This window comes from Mesorhizobium dulcispinae, assembly GCF_033977345.1.
Taxonomy (GTDB): Bacteria; Pseudomonadota; Alphaproteobacteria; order Rhizobiales; family Rhizobiaceae; genus Mesorhizobium; species Mesorhizobium dulcispinae.
The window spans coordinates 76,831-93,015 of sequence record NZ_JAVIIY010000010.1 but is presented as its reverse complement, the minus strand read 5'-3'; the positions used below and the strand labels follow the sequence as shown (position 1 = coordinate 93,015).

Sequence of the window (16,185 nt, the reverse complement as noted above, 5' to 3'; positions counted from 1 at the left end):
ATGGCCGCGATCAAGCAAGTCGAGCGCGTGGACACCGATGAAGGCGGCATGGGCTACCTGCAGAGCCTGCCGCGCAAGGTGGTGACGGTCTATCTGCCGCTGCTGGTGTTTCTGATCGTGCTCCTGTTTCCGTTCTACTGGATGACGATCACGGCGGTTAAGCCCAATGTCGAGATGACCGACTATGTGAACTACAATCCGCTCTGGGTTGTGCATCCGACGCTGGAGCACATTCGCTACCTGCTCTTCGAGACCTCCTATCCCGGCTGGCTGCTCAACACGGTGATCATCTCGACGGCAGCCACCTTCCTGTCGCTGGCCGCCGCGGTGCTTGCCGCCTATGCGATCGAAAGGCTGCGGTTCTCCGGCGCCCGGCAGGTCGGGCTTGCCGTCTTCCTCGCCTATCTCGTGCCGCCCTCGATCCTGTTCATTCCGCTGTCGGTGATGGTGTTCAACCTCGGCCTCTACGACACGCCGTTCGCGCTGATCCTCACCTACCCAACCTTCCTGATCCCGTTCTGCACCTGGCTGTTGATGGGCTACTTCCGTTCGATCCCGTTCGAACTGGAGGAATGCGCGCTCATCGACGGAGCAACGCGCTGGCAGATCCTCACCAAGATCGTGCTGCCGCTCTCGGTGCCCGGCCTGATCTCGGCCGGCATCTTCGCCTTCACGCTATCCTGGAACGAATTCATCTATGCGCTGACCTTCATCCAGTCGTCGGAGAAGAAGACGGTGCCGGTCGGCGTTCTCACCGAGCTCGTCCGCTCCGACGTCTATGAATGGGGAGCGCTGATGGCGGGGGCGCTGATCGGCTCGCTGCCGGTGGTGGTGCTCTATTCCTTCTTCGTCGAGCACTATGTTTCGTCGATGACAGGCGCGGTGAAGGAATAGCCTCGCCGTCGGCGCTTGCCATTTTCATGGGCAACGCGCCACTCGATGGACGCTGGAGCGCTTCACCGTTTCATGGAAACGGCGAAACGCTCTATCTCTTTTTTTTTTACGCAATTCCGGACGGAAAACCGTTACTTTTCCTGGAATTGCTCTAGGCTAGCGGATCGGCACCAGCTTCGCCGCGTCGCGGATGGCGCGCACGGCGCCGGGATTGGTGACGGGATAGCCAGAGATGAAACCTTCGACGGTGAAGTCGGGGAATTCGGCATCAAGCCGCGCCGCGAAGCGCTCGGCCTCGGCGCCCTCTCCGGCCGCCGCATGGGCTAGCGCCAGGAACATCAACGCATTTGGAGAGTCCAGCGTGCTGCGTCGCAGCGCGGCGATAGCCTCCCTGTGCCGGCCGGCCGCAAACAGGATGCGGCCCTGCATACCGAAATACCAAGGGGGAACGAACGGGTTGAGGCGCATGGCGCGCTCGATGAGCGGCATCGCCTCGCCCGGATCGCCGGCGACCAGCGCCCTGCTGCCGGCAAGCAGCATCAGCGTGTCGGCGTGGTTGGAGCCATATTCGAAGGCACGGCGATAGCAACGCTCCGCCGCCTCGAGATCGCCGAGACAACCCATCGCATCGCCAAGACAAGTATTGGCCGCACTATCGGTCGGGTCGTGCCGCAGCGCGTTCTCGGCCGCCCTGTGCCATTTCTCGATCGACTGCTTCGGATCGCTGCCGAAGCCGTTGCACGCCTCGATCGAGTAGGCATAGGCGAGTTCGGTCCAGGCTCTGACCAGGGTCGGATCAAGCTCGAGCGCGCGTGAGAACAATCTGATGGCTTCTCTGTTGCCGCTCCGGCTGAAGGTGTTGTGTTGTTCGACGCCCAGCAGGTAGCAGTCGTAGGCGCGCAGGCTGGCCGGCGGCTTGCGACGGATCGCATTGCGGCCGACCGTGGCGATCGCACCGAAGCAGCCGGCGAGCACGTTGATGACGCTTTCGGTCAGGCTGTCCTGCAGCGCGAAGATGTCCTCGACGGGCCGGTCGAAACGTTCGCTCCACAGGCTGACGCCGGTCTGTGCATCGGCAAGCTCCATCGTCAGCCGCACCCGCTGCGCGTCGGCGCGCAACTGGCCGGACAGAAAATAGGCGACGCCCAAGGCCTTGCCGTCGGCGGTGAAATCGGCCGGCTTGCTGCCCAGCGCCTTCATAGTGTGGAAGGCAACGACCGGCAGATCCGCGTAGCGGGCAAGGTCGACTGTGATGTCCGACGACAGGCCGTCGGCAAAGCGGCGCCAGTGCTCGTCGGCGCTCAGGCATTCGATTGGAAATATCGCAAGCACCGGCGAAGCGTCGGCGACGGCCGAGGATGGCGCCGGCGCGGCGCCGATAGCGTTTATATGCATGGCGAGCGCGACTTTGCTGCGCACGCCCAGCTTTTCGTAGATCGCCGCAAGATGGGTGCGCACGGTGGACGGCGCGATGAACAGCGCCTCGCCGATCTCGCGATAGGTCAGGCCGGCCGCGAATTTTTCCGCCACCGCGCGCTCTCGCTCGGACAGGGCCGGCAAGGGCTGGCCCGACGAAAGCGCTGCCGGTGTGGGCGTCGCGTTGTGGTTCATCCCGATCCCCTGCCCGCGGAGTGCAACATTATCAAACGTCCGACGCCGCAAAAATACTACAAATGCAGGACCCAAAAACACAGCATGTGGCCGATCCCGCCGCGGGCGTATTCGGCGCAAGCTTTCCCTCGACAGGATCGACGACCAACCGAAGGAGGTTTCCATGCGCCGTATTTCGATAGCGATCGCATGCGCTGTTCTGAGTTTGCCCGTGGCCGGGCCATCATGGGCAGGCCAATGCCGGCAGCTCATCGAATCCGACCTGAAGATCGCCAGTATCCGCCAATATGCCGACCTTCTTTCCGCCGCCGCCCGCAACGGCTGGAACTATACGCCGGCCGCGATCGACAGTGGCTTGAAGCGACATTTCGAGGAAACGAGGCTCCAGTTGATCGCCGCCGGTTACGAGGTGGTTCCCGTCGGCGCCAGGCCGCAGTGCCCTGGGGCCGACGAGTTGGCCAGCAAATGACGGGATTGTCGTAGAGGGCGGCGCCGGCGGCAGGCTCAATTCAGTGAGAAATGAGCTGCCGCCGCCAATCACGGAGCTCAATGATGCATGCGAAAACTGACACACCATTCGCAGCCACGACGCTGACGCGAGGAGAAGCGCTGAGCATCCTTTCCACGGGCATTGCCGGCCCCTGCTGCGGCGAGGCCCATGAGATGCTGGCTTGGTTGTACCTGCTGACGCCCGACGAGCCGTCATACAGCGAAATGGGCGCCGAGCCGACCGTCGATCGCCCCCGCCGATGGCTTAACCTGCGCAGCCTCTTTCTGACCTGACCTCGCCGGCATGTGCCCGTTCTCATGAACGGCGCCCTATACGTCGTGCCTACGGGGTAGCGGCTGGGCTTGAGCTAGCCGGCCGGGACACCGCAATCGGGCCGGCCTGGCTTTCCTAGAAGCTCACCACCACCGCCGCCGCGCTCCGCTTCGCCTCACCATGGAACACCGCCTCGACGTTGTTGCCGTCGGGGTCGAGCAGGAAGCAGGCGTAGTAGCCGGGATGGTAGGGGCGCTCGCCCGGCGCGCCGTTGCCCTTGCCGCCGGCCGCCAGCCCCGCCTCGTAGAAGGCATCGACCATGGCGCGGTCCTTCGCCTGGAAGGCAAAATGGTGCCGGCCGGTGAGCACGCCAAGGGCCGCGCGGCTGTCGGCGCTGGAGACGAACAGCTCGTCGGCCCAGAAATAATCCTCGGCCTCGCCGCCGATCGGGATGCCCAGCACCTCGAGCAGCGCGCCGTAGAAGCGCCTGCTCGCCTTGATATCGCGCACCACCAGATGAAGGTGGTCGATGAGCCGGCCGCGGTAAAGTTCCATGGGGTGCCTCCAAGTTGAGGGGTCAATCTAGAAGGGACGGGAGCCTGGTCAATGTGAAGGCGGAAGGCTGCTGACATTCCGAGACGCCGGCGGAACAGCGCCCCCCTCTGGCCTGCCGGCCATCTCCCCCACTTGGGGGGAGATCAGATATCACGCCGGCTTTCGCCAATCACCGAGGACACGGGAAAAGCGCCGGCGCGGGAACTGCCAATCTCCCCGCTTGTGGGGGAGATGTCCGGCAGGACAGAGGGGGGCGCGAAGGAACGCGACCTTTCTGGCAATAGCCGATATCCACCCCCAAAAAACCAGATAAAAAATGCAACCAGATTGTAGGATCGGTGTCGCCTGCGGCGTCCTTCGGACGCAAGCGGCACGATGAGCCTGGAAAAACCGTGCCGCATCAAACAGGATGCCCTACGGCATGGAGAAAACCATGAACCATTCCTATCGTTGGGTCATTGTCGCGGCTGGCGCGCTGATGACCTGTGTGGCGCTCGGCGCTATGTTCTCGCTGGCGATCTTTCTCGAGCCGATGTCGCTCGACACCAACTGGTCGCGCGCCGGCATTTCCAGCGCCATGACCTTGAACTTCCTGGTGATGGGCGTCGGCGGTTTCGCCTGGGGCTCGATCTATGATCGCCACGGCGCCCGCCCCGTCGTGCTCGCCGGTGCGGTGCTGCTTGGCCTGGCGCTGGTGGTGGCGAGCCGTGCCAACTCGCTGCTGGTGTTCCAGCTCAGCTACGGCGTGATCGTCGGCCTTGCGGCCAGCGCCTTCTTCGCGCCGATGATCGCGCTGACCACCGGCTGGTTCGACACCAACCGCAGCCTTGCCGTGTCGCTGGTCTCGGCCGGCATGGGCGTGGCGCCGATGACCATCTCGCCTTTCGCGCGCTGGCTGATCTCGGCCTATGACTGGCGCACCGCCATGTTCGACATCGGCGTCATGGCCTGGGTGCTTTTGCTGCCCGCCGTCCTCCTGGTGCGTCAGCCGCCGACGGCGGTCGCGGCGACGGGCGGCGGGGCACAGCCTGCCGCCGACGACCCCGGTATGAGCGTCGGCCAGGCGCTGCGCTCGCCGCAATTCCTGGTGCTGGGCCTGACCTTCTTCGCCTGCTGCGCGGCGCATTCCGGGCCGATCTTCCACATGGTCAGCTATGCCATGGCCTGCGGCGTGGCGCCGATGGCCGCCGTCTCGATCTACAGCGTCGAGGGCCTCGCCGGCCTCGGCGGCCGGCTGCTTTACGGCGTGCTCGCCGACAGGCTGGGCGTCAAGCCGGTGCTGGTCACCGGGCTCGCCATTCAGGGCCTGGTGATCGCCGCCTATCTCGGCGCCGGCCGTCTGGAGCATTTCTACATACTGGCCGTCATCTTCGGCGCCACCTATGGCGGCGTGATGCCGCTCTACGCGATGCTGGCGCGCGAATATTTCGGCGGCCGCATCATCGGCACCGTGCTCGGCGCCGCCACCATGCTCTCCAGCCTCGGCATGTCGTTCGGCCCGCTTGCCGGCGGCATGATCTACGACGCCTATGCCAGCTATTCCTGGCTGTTCATCGGCTCGGCGCTGGTGGGCCTGGGTGCTGCCGGCATCGCCATCGCCTTCCCGCCGCAGCCGAGCCGGCAGCGGCTGCAGATGGCGTAAGCGTCGCAAGAATATCCGGCGGTTCCGACCCTCACGGAACCGCCTGCCCGCGATGCGAAACCCATTGCCCGACGACGGCGAGTGTGAAACTCTCCGCGCAGGAAACGCTGCATTTGAAATGCCGGCCAGACCGGCGTGATCCGGGGATATTGCAGTGGCCTCAGGCCTGAAAGCCGCAGAAGCAAGGAATTGGTCCCGCCTGCTGGTCGCGGCCGAGAGCGGCAATGCCGAGGCGATTGGCTTGGAACTCGCGGCGGGCGCGGATATCAACCAGACCGACGAAGGTGGCTGGTCGGCCCTCCACCTCGCCGCGCATAACGGCCGTATCGCCGCGCTCGAAACCCTGATCGGCCACCCGGCAATCGACGTGAACTCTCGAAATAAATGGAAGAGCACGCCGTTGAGCCTGGCCGCGGCCAGAGGTCACCTCGCCTGTATCCAGGCGCTGGTGAAGCATCCGCAGATCGATATCGATGCCCGCGCCGACTATTACGGCAGGACGCCATTGATCGAAGCGGCAAGGAACGGGCACCTCGATGTCGTCAAGCTGCTGGTCGAGCATGGGGCGGACGTCAACCAGGCCGACAAGACGGGACGCAACAGCGCGCTCATCGAGGCGATCAAAGGACGGCACTTCGAGGTTGCGCAATATCTGCTGGCCACCCGGAAGGTGAACTTCCTCAACAAGGACATGCGGCTCAATGCGCTGATCTGGGCCGGCAGCACGCGCAACGCCGAGCTCATCGGAAAGCTGGACGCGGCCATCCACAGCTTCTTCGAGGGCAAGTGAACGGCAGCCGTCGGCTCCCGAACCGTCAGGCCGGCGCCACCCCTTCGAGGGCTATGATGCGTGTACGGGCGCAGCGGAAGCGGATTTCCTTCAGCCGCGCGTATTCCGGTGAATCGTACCAGGCGGTGAGCGAAGCCATGTCGGGAAATTCGATGATGACCAGGCGATGCGGTTCCCAGTCGCCCTCGAACACCCTGGTCGCGCCGCCGCGTGCAAGATAGTGCCCGCCATAACGCGCCTCGGTCGCCGGGACCTCGCGCCTGTATTCGTCGAACACAGCCATGTCGGTGATATCGACATCGGCAATCAGATAGGCGGCCATCGCTGCTCTCCCTCTCAGATCGTCTTCCACATCATCAGGATCGGCACCGGCGCGCCGCCGGTGTCGTCGAAGATCCTCTTCCTCGGTTGGTAGCCGCAGGCCCGGTAGAGCGGCTCTCCGGCCATGGTCGCGCCGAGCTCGACGCGACGGAAGCCCTCCTGCCTCGCGGCCTTTTCGCAGACGGAAAGGATGAGGCGGCCAACGCCGCGCCGCACGAAACCAAGATGCGTGTACATCGCCCTGACGCGCGCCGCGTCCCTGGCGGGATCGTCGCGGTTGCCGGCGGCGCCGACGCCCTTGGCATGGAAGGCCATGCACCAGCAACCGCCCCAGACGCCATTGTGCCGCTCGACCAGCGCGGCGAAGTCCGGCCAGGTGACCATGTCGAGAGGTTTTACACTGAAGCTCATCAACGCCTCCGTGGGCGGCGAGGATAACCGATCCGGGGAGACTTTGAAGCGGGGGCGCCAGAGCTGCCAATCTCACCCCTCGTGGGGGAGATTAGCTAATCACCCGCCCGTGCCCGACCTCAGCGCCTCCCTGCCCTCGTCGTCGCGGCGCAGGCGCTCGTCGGAGATCAGCACCACCGGGCACGGGCAGTGCTGCAGCACGCCGCTCGTCGTCGCGCCGAAGATGAGCTCGTCGCCCGGCCGACGCGCCACGCCCATGACGATCAACGCCACGTTCCTGCCTGCCTGGCGGGCAATGGCATCGGCGGCGGCGGCCCTCGAGCGGATAGCGGTCTCGATCTCGACGCCGTAGCGGTCGGCGAGCGCGACGATGTCCTTCAGCACAGCCTCCCTGCGGCGATGCGAGACGGTGTCGCGCGGTTCATCGCGACCGGGGCGCGCGACATAGAGCATCTTGACCGGCGCGCCGGTGACAGCGGCGATTGCCAGCGCGAGCTCTGCGCCACGGCGGGCGACCGACGTGCCGTTGACCGGCACCAGGATGCGGCCCGACTGGGGTCCGAGCCCCGGCATATGGCGGCCGGCGCCCGTCGGCTTCAGCACCAGGCAAAGCGGGGCGTCGAAGGCGCCGGCAACCTCGTTCAGCCGCCGCGAGAAGCCGCCCTTCGCGGTCACCGCGCGGCCGAGTCCAATGAGCAGCATGCCGTAGCCCTTGCGTGCCTCCTTGGCGACCGCCTCGGCCGAGAGCGGGAGGTCGTGCCGGCGGCGGGTGAGCGGCACCTCGTGCGCCGGCTCCTCATTGGCTTCCTTCGCCGCCTCGCGGCCCTCCTCGGCACCTTTCTCGACCTCGCCCAGATGTGCTGCCTCGCCTGGATCGGCTTCGCTTTCGCCGCTCGCATGCAGCACCGTCGTCGGCTTGCCGGCGCCGATCACTCCGGCAAGGTAGGCGGCGAAGCGGCCGACCACGCCTTCGTCGACCACCACCAAGAGCCGCTCTAGATTGGCGATGAAGCCGCGCTGATCGACCTCCTCGCGCTCCAGCCGTTTCTTCTCCGCCTCGCCCATCGGCAGCCGCCCCAACGCCCAGCGCAGGGTCGGCGGCATGGCCAAGGTGGTGATGACGGCCATGGTGAGGATCATGGTGAAAAGCGTGTGCGAGATCACGCCGATCGAGAGACCGATCGAGGCGACGATGACCTCGGTCGAGCCGCGCGCGTTCATGCCGCAGCCGACCGCGATCCCCTCGGCACGGCTCATGCCGGCGACCTCGGCACCGATGAAGGCGCCGCCGAACTTGCCGATGCTGGCGATCGCCACCAGCGCAACGGTGAGCAGCGCGAGCACCGGGTCGGCGAGCACGGTGAGGTCGGCGGACAAGCCCGCGACGCCGAAGAACACCGGCATGAAAAGTGCCGTGATCACCCCGCGCAATTGCCCCTCGATGTGGCGCGACAGAATCGGCGACTCGCCGACCAATATGCCGGCGACGAAGGCGCCGAGCACGGTGTGGACACCTATCAGGTCGGTGATCAGCGCCATGGCGCCCATGATGGCGAGGATGACGGTGACGACGGCATATTCCGAGCGGAAGGTGTCGTTGGTCCAGCGGATGGCGTCGAAGACGATGCGGCGGCCGAGCGTGAAGGAAAAGACCATGAAGGCGGTGACGGCGGCCAACGTGAAGGCAAGGTTGCCGAGCTCGATGCTCCCCTTTGTGGCGATGCCGATGGTGATGGCGATGATCACCCAGCCGATCGTGTCCTCGATGATGGCCGAGGAGACGATGATCTGGCCGAGGTCGCGGCGCATGAAGTTCATCTCGCGCACCACCATGGCGACGATCTTGACCGAGGAGATCGACAGCGCGGTGCCGAGGAAGAGGCCGGCAACAATGCGCTCGCTGCCGGTGGCAAGCAGCGAGGCCGGCATGAACTGTGCCGCCATGAAGCCAAGCGCAAAAGGCACGGCGACGCCGGCGGCGGAGATGGAAAAGCAGGCGCGGCCGACCCGGCGCACCAGCTTCAGATCCGTCTCCATGCCGGTCAGCAGCAGAAGCATCAAGACGCCGAACTGGGCGATGGCGTTGATCATCGACTTCTGCGCGGCATCGCCGGCGAAGACAAGGCGCTCGGCCGCCGGCCACAGCCAGCCGATTAGCGAGGGCCCGAGCAGGATGCCGCCGATCAACTGCCCCATAACCGCCGGCTGGCCGAGCCGCTCCAGCAACTCGCCGATGCCGCGGCCGACGAGCAGCAGCAGGATGACTTCGAGGACGAAGATACCTTCGCTGGACATGCTGCTCTTCTCGGCGGCCCAGGCGACGGCCGGCACAAAAAGGAGCGCCGTCGCCGCAAGCACGGTCGTCCAGCGCCGACTGAGCATGGAGGACAATTTCTGCACCCCTCGATTATGCCTGGCCATAACGATTCGGCGAGGGCTTCGGTTGCACAACGGCGAAATGCCTAATCTCCTCCACGATGGGGGAGATTGGCGGCTTCAGCGTCCCCGGACAATTCGATTCAAATGCCATCGCCGATCTTTGCTTGTCGGTAAAGCGACTCGCGCATGGTCGAGACAAGGCGGGCAATAAGGAGAAGCTAATGAAAAGCGACTTTGCCGCCGCCCACCTGCACCTCGACAGGGCCTGCCACTATCTTCGCGGCGACGACGAGACCAGCCGCATGGCGCTCGCGGCGCTGGACCTTGTAATCGAAGCGGTCGCCACCGCCCAATATGCCCGGCCCGAGGCCGAAGTGGTGCCTTTTCCCAAGACAGCCTTGCAAAGATAGCCAAAGCCAGTGGCGACCGGCATTGTCACCCACGACCAATCAGGTCCGTCATCGTTTCGATGACCTTGCCGGCCGCCGCGCCCGTCGCTGACCGATCATTGACGATGATCGAGGTACGAAACGGAATGTCGAAGTCGATTTCCCTCAGCGTCAGTCCAAACTCGGAATAGAAGCTTGCCGTGAATGGATCGACGATTGCCAGAGAGGAGCCGCCCCTGACCAGCGCGCAAGCCAGAAAGGATTGAAAGATATCGGCGACGGTGTTGGCCGCTGTCACTTCGAGCAGCCTGGCGCCGTCGCGGCTGCGCCTGAAATAGAGCTCACCCAGCGACGCGAACGGATAACAGGAGAAATCCTCCAGCCGGACCCGTTCGCGCCCGGCAAGCGGATGGTGCTGGTCCATGACGCAGACGCTGTTGCGCTCGAAGGTGGCGACGCATTTGGCATCCAGAAACGACACCTCGGCGTCCACCACGCCAACATCGGTCAGGCGCGAAGCGACCGAAGACACGATTTCCGTCGAGCTGCGCACCGCGATGGTGGTCCTGGCTTCGGGAAAGCGCATGCGAAGCTGCCGGATCGCCTCCGGCACGATGTGGAACGACATCGCGGCCAGGGTTCCGATGCGCACGACGCCGCGCTTGAGCTCCCTGATCTCCTGAGCCGCCATGATCAGGTTGCGCGCGCCATGGAAGGTCTTACCGACTTCGCTGTAAAACAACAGGCCCTGTTCGGTCGGAATCAGCCGGCCGTGCGAGCGATCGAACAGGCTGAGGCCGGTGTCGATCTCCAGCTCCTGCAGGAGGCGGCTGACGCTGGGCTGCGAGATGTTGAGCGCAATCGCGGCGCCCGACACGGAGCCGGCCACCATGGTTGCCTCGAAGGCTTCCAATTGACGGACGCTGAGCCCGGAAAAACGCATCTCTTCCTCCCGGTATAGGATTAGCACATACCGGACGAAAATCTTGATCTTTGATTTCGATGCGTTTCGAGCCCTAGCTGCAAGCCTGGCAGAAACGGGCGGAGACGTCGTGAAGCGAGCCAACCTCATCATCATCTGTGCCGACCAGATGCGCTACGACGCGCTATCGGTCACCGGCAACCGCGTCGCCCATACCACCAATATCGACCGCGTCGCGGCGCGGGGCGCGACCTTCCACCGGCACTTCACGCCCAACCAGATCTGCTCGCCAAGCCGGGCGACGATGGCAACGGGACTTTATCCACGCCATCACGGGTTGTGGCGCAACGGCGTGGCGCTCGACGAGCGGCTCCCAAACCTGTGGCAGGCGCTGTCGCTTGCCGGATACGCCACGAAAGGCGTCGGCAAGCTGCACTTCCAGCCCCTGCTCGCGCCAGCCGAACGCGACATGCCGGAATCGCTGGCTTTTTGGGAAAAGCCCAACAGCGAAGCCTGGCGCGGTCCCTATTTCGGCTTCGACGCCGTCGACCTCGTGATGGGCGAAGCCAACGAATCCACCCGCGCCGGACATTACGCCGCCTGGCTCAAGGACAACCATCCTGAAGTGGTGGACCTCTACGAGCCCGAGGCCAGCCCCGACAGCCGGGCGCGGGATCTGAACGAAGTCTGGAAAAGCGCGGTGCCGCCGGAGCTCCACTACACCAACTGGATCGCTGACCGGGCCATCCAATTCATCGAGCATCAGGGCAAGCGACCGGAGCCGTCCGGCTTGTTTGTCTCGTTTCCGGACCCGCACCACCCCTTCGCGCCGCCCCGGCCCTATTGCGACCTGTTCCGACCGGAGCGGATGCCCGGGCCGGCCATCCGGGCCGGCGAACTGGAGCGCATGCCGGCCTATCTCGGCGAAGGCGACGATCCGACGAAAGTGCCCTACATCGCCAGCGGCGAGCAGCCGCGCGAGCAAGGCTTCCTCCTGCGCACCGACGATATCTCCGAAGAAACGCTGGCCACCGCGATCGCCCACACGCACGGCATGATCCAGATGATCGACGATGCCGTCGGACGGCTGCTCGCGGCCCTGGACGACGCAGGCGTGTTCGACGACACCTATGTGCTGTTCACCGCCGATCATGGCGAATTGCTCGGCGATCACGGGCTGCTGCGCAAGGGGCCGCCGCCCTACCGGCAGTTGCTGCAGGTGCCGCTGGTGCTGTGCGGCCCGGGAATTCAGGCAGGCACCAGCATCGATGCCCTCACCAGTCATCTCGACCTGTTCGCGACCATCGCATCGCTGCTCGGCCTGCCGGCGCCGGCGACCGACGGCAGCGATCTCAAGCCGCTGATCGACGGCCGGATCGCCGATGTCCGCGACGTCCTGTTCGCCGAATACCATCCGCGGCGGGACGCCTGCCTCTACAACCAGTCGATCATCTCCAAGGAGTGGCGGTTCACGCGCTACCCCAACCAGCCTGCGTGGGGGGAGCTATTCGACCTTCGCGTAGATCCCTGGGAGCACTGGAATCTGTTTCCCGAGCAAGCATTCAGCGCGCAGGCGCGCGCGCTGAATGCCGTTCTCGACCAGCGGCTGCCGCCGCGGCCGCTGATAGTCAACGAAGTCCTTGGCGCCTACTGAACCAATGGGAGAATGACATGAACGACAAGAGCGTCTTCTCGAGCCTGGACAGCATGAATCGCCGCATCTTCATCAAGACAGCCGCTGCGGCCGCCTTCGCCACGGCGGCGTTTCCGCGCACCGGCCTCGCCGAGGCGCCGCGCAAGGGCGGCGCGCTGCGCCTCGGCCTCAACGGCGGCAGCTCCGCCGACACGCTGGACCCGACGCAGCTGATCGGCACCTTTTCCATCAACGTCTCGCGGCAGGTCTACAATACGCTGGTGGAGATCGGCGACGACGGCAAGCCGGCGTCGGAACTCGCGGCCAGCTGGGAAGCCAGCGACGGCAACAAGCGCTGGATCCTCAATCTCAGGCCGGGCGTGCAGTTTCACAACGGCAAGGTCTTCGATGCCGAGGACGTCAAATACTCGTTGGGGCTGCATATTGGCGACAAGACCAAGTCGAAGGCCAAGGGGCTGGTTGCCGACATCGCCAAAGTGCGGGCCGCTTCGCCGACGCAGGTCGAGATCCTGCTGAAGTCGCCCAACCCCGACATGGACTACGTGCTGTCGGACCTGCATTTCGCCATGGTTCCGGCGGGCTTCACCGATTGGCTGAAGCCGGTCGGCACCGGTCCGTTCAAGCTCACCGCCTTCCAGCCCGGCGTGCATGCCACGGCCACACGCAACGAAAGCTATTGGCGCAGCGATCGCGGCCATGTCGATACGGTCGAAACGGTGGTGATCAACGACGCCACGGCGCGCGTCACGGCGCTTCAGGGCGGCTCCGTCCACATCATCAACGGCATCGACTACAAGATCGCACCGCTGCTCAAGAAGGATCCGCGCGCCTATCTGGTGGTCACGGAGGGCAAGCAACATTTCTCACTGCCGATGGACGCCACCAAGGAGCCGTTCAACAATCCCGACGTGGTGCTTGCGCTGAAGTACGCGCTCGACCGCGAGCAGATGGTGAAGCTCTTGATGGCCGGCTACGGCAGGGTCGGCAACGATCATCCGATCGCGGCCAGCGATCCGAGCTTCAATCCGAACATCGCGCAACGCGCCTACGATCCGGACAAGGCCCGTTTCCACCTCAAGAAAGCCGGCAAGAGCGACCTTGCCCTCGAGCTGCACGCCGCCCCCGTGGCGTTCGAGCAGGCGGTCAACACGGCGGAGCTTTTCGCGCAATCGGCCAAGCCCGCCGGCATCACCATCAGCGTCAAGCGCGAACCCGATGACGGCTACTGGAGCGACGTTTGGCTGAAGAAGCCATGGGTCGCTTCCTTCTGGGCCGGGCGGCCGTCGGCGAGCATGATGTTCTCCTCCGTCTACGCCTCGGGCGCTCCGTGGAACGAGACGCACTGGAAGAACGACAACTTCGACAGAAAGCTGACGGAGTCGCGTTCGTTCGCCGATCCGGCGAAACGTCGCGAGGTCTATTTCGAGCTGCAGCAGATGATCCATGACGAGTGCCCGACCATTATCCCGGCCTTCGCCAGTTGGATCGACGCAGCGCGCCAGGAGGTGAAGGGATTCGTTCCCAATCCCAACTTCCTGCTCAGTGATCATCGCGTCGCAGAGCGCGTCTGGCTGAGCGCGTGAAAGCTTCCGCCGGAAGGGCGTCGACGGGAACATTTTCCGCCGGCCGCACGTTGTGCTATATGGGGTGTGGCGGGCTCGTTCGGCCGGCCACGGCGGGAGGCGCGTGGCAAGGGGATGTCGCAGGTCCAGACCATAAAACCGGCCGAAGCGGCCGCTCCGCCGCGTGCTTCCGACGCGTTCGCGCTGAAGCTGACCTCCTCCGAATTTGCAACCACCATGTCGCATTTCCATCGCGCCGAGATCGCACGCATGGCTGGCTGGCGCGACCGGCTCGACCGCACCAGCAACTGGGCGATCACCGTGGTGGCGGCGATGCTCTCGGTGTCGCTGTCGACGCCCTCCGCCCACCACGGCGTGCTGCTCTTCGCCATGCTCCTGATCACGCTGCTTCTGTGGATCGAAGCGCGCCGCTACCGCTTTTTCGACGTCTACCGGGCGCGCGTGCGCCAGTTCGAGCGCTATTACTTCGCGCAGATCTTCTCGCCGCAGCCGGATTTTGCCTCCAACTGGCTGGCGATCCTCGGCGAAGGCCTGCGCTCGCCGCGCTTCCTCATCTCGCAGCGCTCGGCGCTGATCCGGCGGCTGCGCCGCAACTACATGTTCATGTACACGATCCTGATGCTCGCCTGGGTCTTGAAGATCACCACGCCCAGCCTGCAGCGCGAAGGCTCGCCGATCGGCTTCGGCGCCTCGCTGATCGACACCTTCCGGGTGGCGACGCTCGGGCCAATCCCCGGCGTCGTGGTGGTGTGCGGCGTCGTGGTGTTCTATCTCGCGATGCTGGCAGCCACCTTCCTGATACACGCCGACGACGGCGAGCTGTCGTTCGGCGACGTGCATGTGTGAGCCGGAGGCCCGGCCTCCATCTTCCGGCGCCCTTCCTCCCGATCACAACCCCGGCGGCCGGACGAAGCCGTCCGTGAGACGCGCCAGCGCCTTCGCCACGGCCAGCAGCTTCATGTCCGAATGACGGCGGCCGACGAGTTGGGCGCCGATCGGCAGGCCCTCCCGGTCGAGGCCGATCGGAATGACGGCGGCCGGATGTCCGGTCAAGTTGAAGCGGCAGGCGTGGCTGAGCGCGCTCCAGTATGGCGTCTCGATGCCGTCGACGGGGATCGGCGCCCCCATCTCGCGGTGGCGGAAGGCGGTGCACATCATCGCCGGGCAGACCAGCACATCCCAGTCGTCGAAGAAGCGCTCCCAGGCGAAGATGAATTCGTCGCGCCGGTTGAGCGCCTCGAGATAGGCGGCCAAGGAAGGCGAGGCTTCGCTCGGCTGCCGGAAGGCCTGCGAATACCAGGTGATAAGATCGGAGAACAGCGCCCGCTCGGCCGAAAAATCATGTCGCGGCAGGGCCTGCCCTACCCGCGCACCGCCGACTTCGATCGCGCCAGCGAAGCCTTCGATCGCGTCGGCGATGTCGAGCGCGGTCGGCACGCCCGGGAATTCGGGGGCAAAGGCCACTCTCAATTGCCCAAGCGGCGGCTCCGGTGCCTCGTCCGTCGCCACCGGCGGCACTTCGGTGTCGAGGCCGTCGGCGCCGGCGATGATGCGGTGCGCGAGGATGAGGTCGTCGACGTCGCGAGCCAAAGGCCCGATACCGAACAAAAGGCGGAAGCTGCGCGGCATGTCAGGCGGATCGGCATAGCTGCCGGTGATCGGCACGGTGGCCCCTGTCGGCATGAAGCCATAGATGCCGCACAGATGCGCCGGCACGCGGATCGAGCCGCCGGCGTCGCTGCCGATCTCCAGCGGCACCAGCCCGGCGGCGACCGCGGCGGCCGCGCCGCCGCTGGAGCCGCCCGGCGTGCGCGTCACATCCCAGGGATTCACGGTGCGGCCGAAGATCGGATTGACGGTCTGCAGGTCGCGCAGCCTGGGCGGCACATTGGTCTTGCCGATGATGATGGCGCCGGCCTTGCGCAGCCGCGCGGCGACGGTGCTGTCCATCGCCGGAACGTGGTCGGCAAAGGCCTCCAGGCCGACGGTGGTGCGCATGCCGGCGGTGGCGTGGCCGTCCTTCAGCGTGACCGGCACGCCATGCAGCGGACCGACGGCCTCACCGCGCGCGACCGCCATATCGGCGGCCCTCGCGCCGGAGCGGGCGGCTTCCTCGTCGAGGGTGACGATGGCGTTGAGCAGCGGATTGACCAGCGCGATGCGGGCCAGCTGCGCCTCCATCGCCTCGACGGCGCTGACGCGCCGCGCGCGGATCGCCGCCGCCAGCTCACCGGCGGTCAGGAAGGTGGTGTCGGAGTGGGTCATGGTCGT

General features: G+C 65.4%; 16 protein-coding genes. 9 read left to right on the top strand and 7 right to left on the bottom strand.

Annotated elements, in window-relative coordinates:
* On the top strand, window positions 1–894 hold the full coding sequence (locus tag RFN30_RS21385; RefSeq protein ID WP_320264071.1) for a carbohydrate ABC transporter permease: 894 nt from the start codon (window positions 1–3) through the stop codon (window positions 892–894).
* Window positions 895–1,050: 156 nt separating this feature from the next.
* On the opposite strand, the gene RFN30_RS21380 is transcribed toward RFN30_RS21385, so the two are convergent.
* Window positions 1,051–2,505, bottom strand: a complete 1,455-nt coding sequence (locus tag RFN30_RS21380) for a LuxR C-terminal-related transcriptional regulator (RefSeq protein WP_320264070.1) — start codon at window positions 2,503–2,505, stop codon at window positions 1,051–1,053.
* A gap of 163 nt (window positions 2,506–2,668) precedes the next feature.
* Here RFN30_RS21380 and RFN30_RS21375 point away from each other — a divergent pair, with 163 nt between their 5' ends.
* Together RFN30_RS21375 and RFN30_RS21370 are read left to right on the top strand one after the other, a co-directional pair.
* The gene (locus tag RFN30_RS21375; protein ID WP_320264069.1) at window positions 2,669–2,974 is read left to right on the top strand and encodes a hypothetical protein; all 306 of its coding nucleotides are present in this window, start codon (window positions 2,669–2,671) and stop codon (window positions 2,972–2,974) included.
* An 83-nt stretch (window positions 2,975–3,057) separates the two neighbouring features.
* A complete protein-coding gene (locus tag RFN30_RS21370) occupies window positions 3,058–3,288 on the top strand; it encodes a hypothetical protein (protein WP_320264068.1) in 231 nt (76 codons plus the stop codon).
* A gap of 115 nt (window positions 3,289–3,403) precedes the next feature.
* Here RFN30_RS21370 and RFN30_RS21365 read toward each other — a convergent pair whose 3' ends face one another.
* Window positions 3,404–3,823, bottom strand: a complete 420-nt coding sequence (locus tag RFN30_RS21365; protein WP_320264067.1) for a VOC family protein — start codon at window positions 3,821–3,823, stop codon at window positions 3,404–3,406.
* A gap of 433 nt (window positions 3,824–4,256) precedes the next feature.
* Between RFN30_RS21365 and RFN30_RS21360 the strand changes: the two genes are divergently transcribed.
* Both RFN30_RS21360 and RFN30_RS21355 read left to right on the top strand, forming a co-directional pair.
* The gene (locus RFN30_RS21360) at window positions 4,257–5,465 is read left to right on the top strand and encodes an MFS transporter (protein WP_320264066.1); all 1,209 of its coding nucleotides are present in this window, start codon (window positions 4,257–4,259) and stop codon (window positions 5,463–5,465) included.
* A 154-nt stretch (window positions 5,466–5,619) separates the two neighbouring features.
* A complete protein-coding gene (locus RFN30_RS21355; protein WP_320264065.1) occupies window positions 5,620–6,255 on the top strand; it encodes an ankyrin repeat domain-containing protein in 636 nt (211 codons plus the stop codon).
* A gap of 25 nt (window positions 6,256–6,280) precedes the next feature.
* Here RFN30_RS21355 and RFN30_RS21350 read toward each other — a convergent pair whose 3' ends face one another.
* The 3 genes from RFN30_RS21350 to RFN30_RS21340 form a co-directional block, all read right to left on the bottom strand.
* Window positions 6,281–6,577, bottom strand: coding sequence for a DUF1330 domain-containing protein (locus RFN30_RS21350; protein WP_320264064.1), 297 nt, complete (start codon window positions 6,575–6,577; stop codon window positions 6,281–6,283).
* Between the two features lie 14 nt (window positions 6,578–6,591).
* Complete coding sequence (locus RFN30_RS21345) at window positions 6,592–6,987, bottom strand: GNAT family N-acetyltransferase (protein ID WP_320264063.1); 396 nt, start codon at window positions 6,985–6,987, stop codon at window positions 6,592–6,594.
* A 99-nt stretch (window positions 6,988–7,086) separates the two neighbouring features.
* Window positions 7,087–9,369, bottom strand: coding sequence for a cation:proton antiporter domain-containing protein (locus RFN30_RS21340; RefSeq protein WP_320264062.1), 2,283 nt, complete (start codon window positions 9,367–9,369; stop codon window positions 7,087–7,089).
* A gap of 218 nt (window positions 9,370–9,587) precedes the next feature.
* Between RFN30_RS21340 and RFN30_RS21335 the strand changes: the two genes are divergently transcribed.
* Window positions 9,588–9,776, top strand: coding sequence for a hypothetical protein (locus RFN30_RS21335; protein ID WP_320264061.1), 189 nt, complete (start codon window positions 9,588–9,590; stop codon window positions 9,774–9,776).
* Between the two features lie 25 nt (window positions 9,777–9,801).
* Here the strand turns inward: RFN30_RS21335 and RFN30_RS21330 are convergent, their stop codons facing one another.
* Window positions 9,802–10,698: a LysR substrate-binding domain-containing protein gene (locus tag RFN30_RS21330; protein ID WP_320264060.1), complete on the bottom strand. Its 897-nt coding sequence runs from the start codon at window positions 10,696–10,698 to the stop codon at window positions 9,802–9,804.
* 43 nt (window positions 10,699–10,741) lie between these two features.
* Here RFN30_RS21330 and RFN30_RS21325 point away from each other — a divergent pair, with 43 nt between their 5' ends.
* The 3 genes from RFN30_RS21325 to RFN30_RS21315 all read left to right on the top strand — a co-directional run bounded on the left by RFN30_RS21325 (window position 10,742) and on the right by RFN30_RS21315 (window position 14,760).
* Window positions 10,742–12,331 (top strand): sulfatase family protein, encoded by a 1,590-nt coding sequence (locus RFN30_RS21325; RefSeq protein WP_320264059.1) that lies wholly within the window; start codon window positions 10,742–10,744, stop codon window positions 12,329–12,331.
* A 17-nt stretch (window positions 12,332–12,348) separates the two neighbouring features.
* Window positions 12,349–13,914 (top strand): ABC transporter substrate-binding protein, encoded by a 1,566-nt coding sequence (locus RFN30_RS21320; protein ID WP_320264058.1) that lies wholly within the window; start codon window positions 12,349–12,351, stop codon window positions 13,912–13,914.
* 114 nt (window positions 13,915–14,028) lie between these two features.
* Complete coding sequence (locus RFN30_RS21315; RefSeq protein ID WP_320264057.1) at window positions 14,029–14,760, top strand: DUF2270 domain-containing protein; 732 nt, start codon at window positions 14,029–14,031, stop codon at window positions 14,758–14,760.
* 42 nt (window positions 14,761–14,802) lie between these two features.
* Here RFN30_RS21315 and RFN30_RS21310 read toward each other — a convergent pair whose 3' ends face one another.
* Window positions 14,803–16,179, bottom strand: coding sequence for an amidase (locus RFN30_RS21310; protein ID WP_320264056.1), 1,377 nt, complete (start codon window positions 16,177–16,179; stop codon window positions 14,803–14,805).
* Window positions 16,180–16,185 lie beyond the last annotated feature (6 nt).

Excerpts from the sequence above, each read along its gene's own strand:
- RFN30_RS21340 (WP_320264062.1), bottom strand. The coding sequence starts at position 9,369 with ATGCTCAGTCGGCGCTGGACGACCGTGCTTGCGGCGACGGCGCTCCTT.
- RFN30_RS21350 (WP_320264064.1), bottom strand. The coding sequence starts at position 6,577 with ATGGCCGCCTATCTGATTGCCGATGTCGATATCACCGACATGGCTGTG.
- RFN30_RS21365 (WP_320264067.1), bottom strand. The coding sequence starts at position 3,823 with ATGGAACTTTACCGCGGCCGGCTCATCGACCACCTTCATCTGGTGGTG.
- RFN30_RS21380 (WP_320264070.1), bottom strand. The coding sequence starts at position 2,505 with ATGAACCACAACGCGACGCCCACACCGGCAGCGCTTTCGTCGGGCCAG.
- RFN30_RS21320 (WP_320264058.1), top strand. The coding sequence starts at position 12,349 with ATGAACGACAAGAGCGTCTTCTCGAGCCTGGACAGCATGAATCGCCGC.
- RFN30_RS21370 (WP_320264068.1), top strand. The coding sequence starts at position 3,058 with ATGCATGCGAAAACTGACACACCATTCGCAGCCACGACGCTGACGCGA.
- RFN30_RS21345 (WP_320264063.1), bottom strand. The coding sequence starts at position 6,987 with ATGAGCTTCAGTGTAAAACCTCTCGACATGGTCACCTGGCCGGACTTC.
- RFN30_RS21375 (WP_320264069.1), top strand. The coding sequence starts at position 2,669 with ATGCGCCGTATTTCGATAGCGATCGCATGCGCTGTTCTGAGTTTGCCC.
- RFN30_RS21310 (WP_320264056.1), bottom strand. The coding sequence starts at position 16,179 with ATGACCCACTCCGACACCACCTTCCTGACCGCCGGTGAGCTGGCGGCG.
- RFN30_RS21385 (WP_320264071.1), top strand. The coding sequence starts at position 1 with ATGGCCGCGATCAAGCAAGTCGAGCGCGTGGACACCGATGAAGGCGGC.
- RFN30_RS21360 (WP_320264066.1), top strand. The coding sequence starts at position 4,257 with ATGAACCATTCCTATCGTTGGGTCATTGTCGCGGCTGGCGCGCTGATG.
- RFN30_RS21315 (WP_320264057.1), top strand. The coding sequence starts at position 14,029 with ATGTCGCAGGTCCAGACCATAAAACCGGCCGAAGCGGCCGCTCCGCCG.
- RFN30_RS21330 (WP_320264060.1), bottom strand. The coding sequence starts at position 10,698 with ATGCGTTTTTCCGGGCTCAGCGTCCGTCAATTGGAAGCCTTCGAGGCA.
- RFN30_RS21335 (WP_320264061.1), top strand. The coding sequence starts at position 9,588 with ATGAAAAGCGACTTTGCCGCCGCCCACCTGCACCTCGACAGGGCCTGC.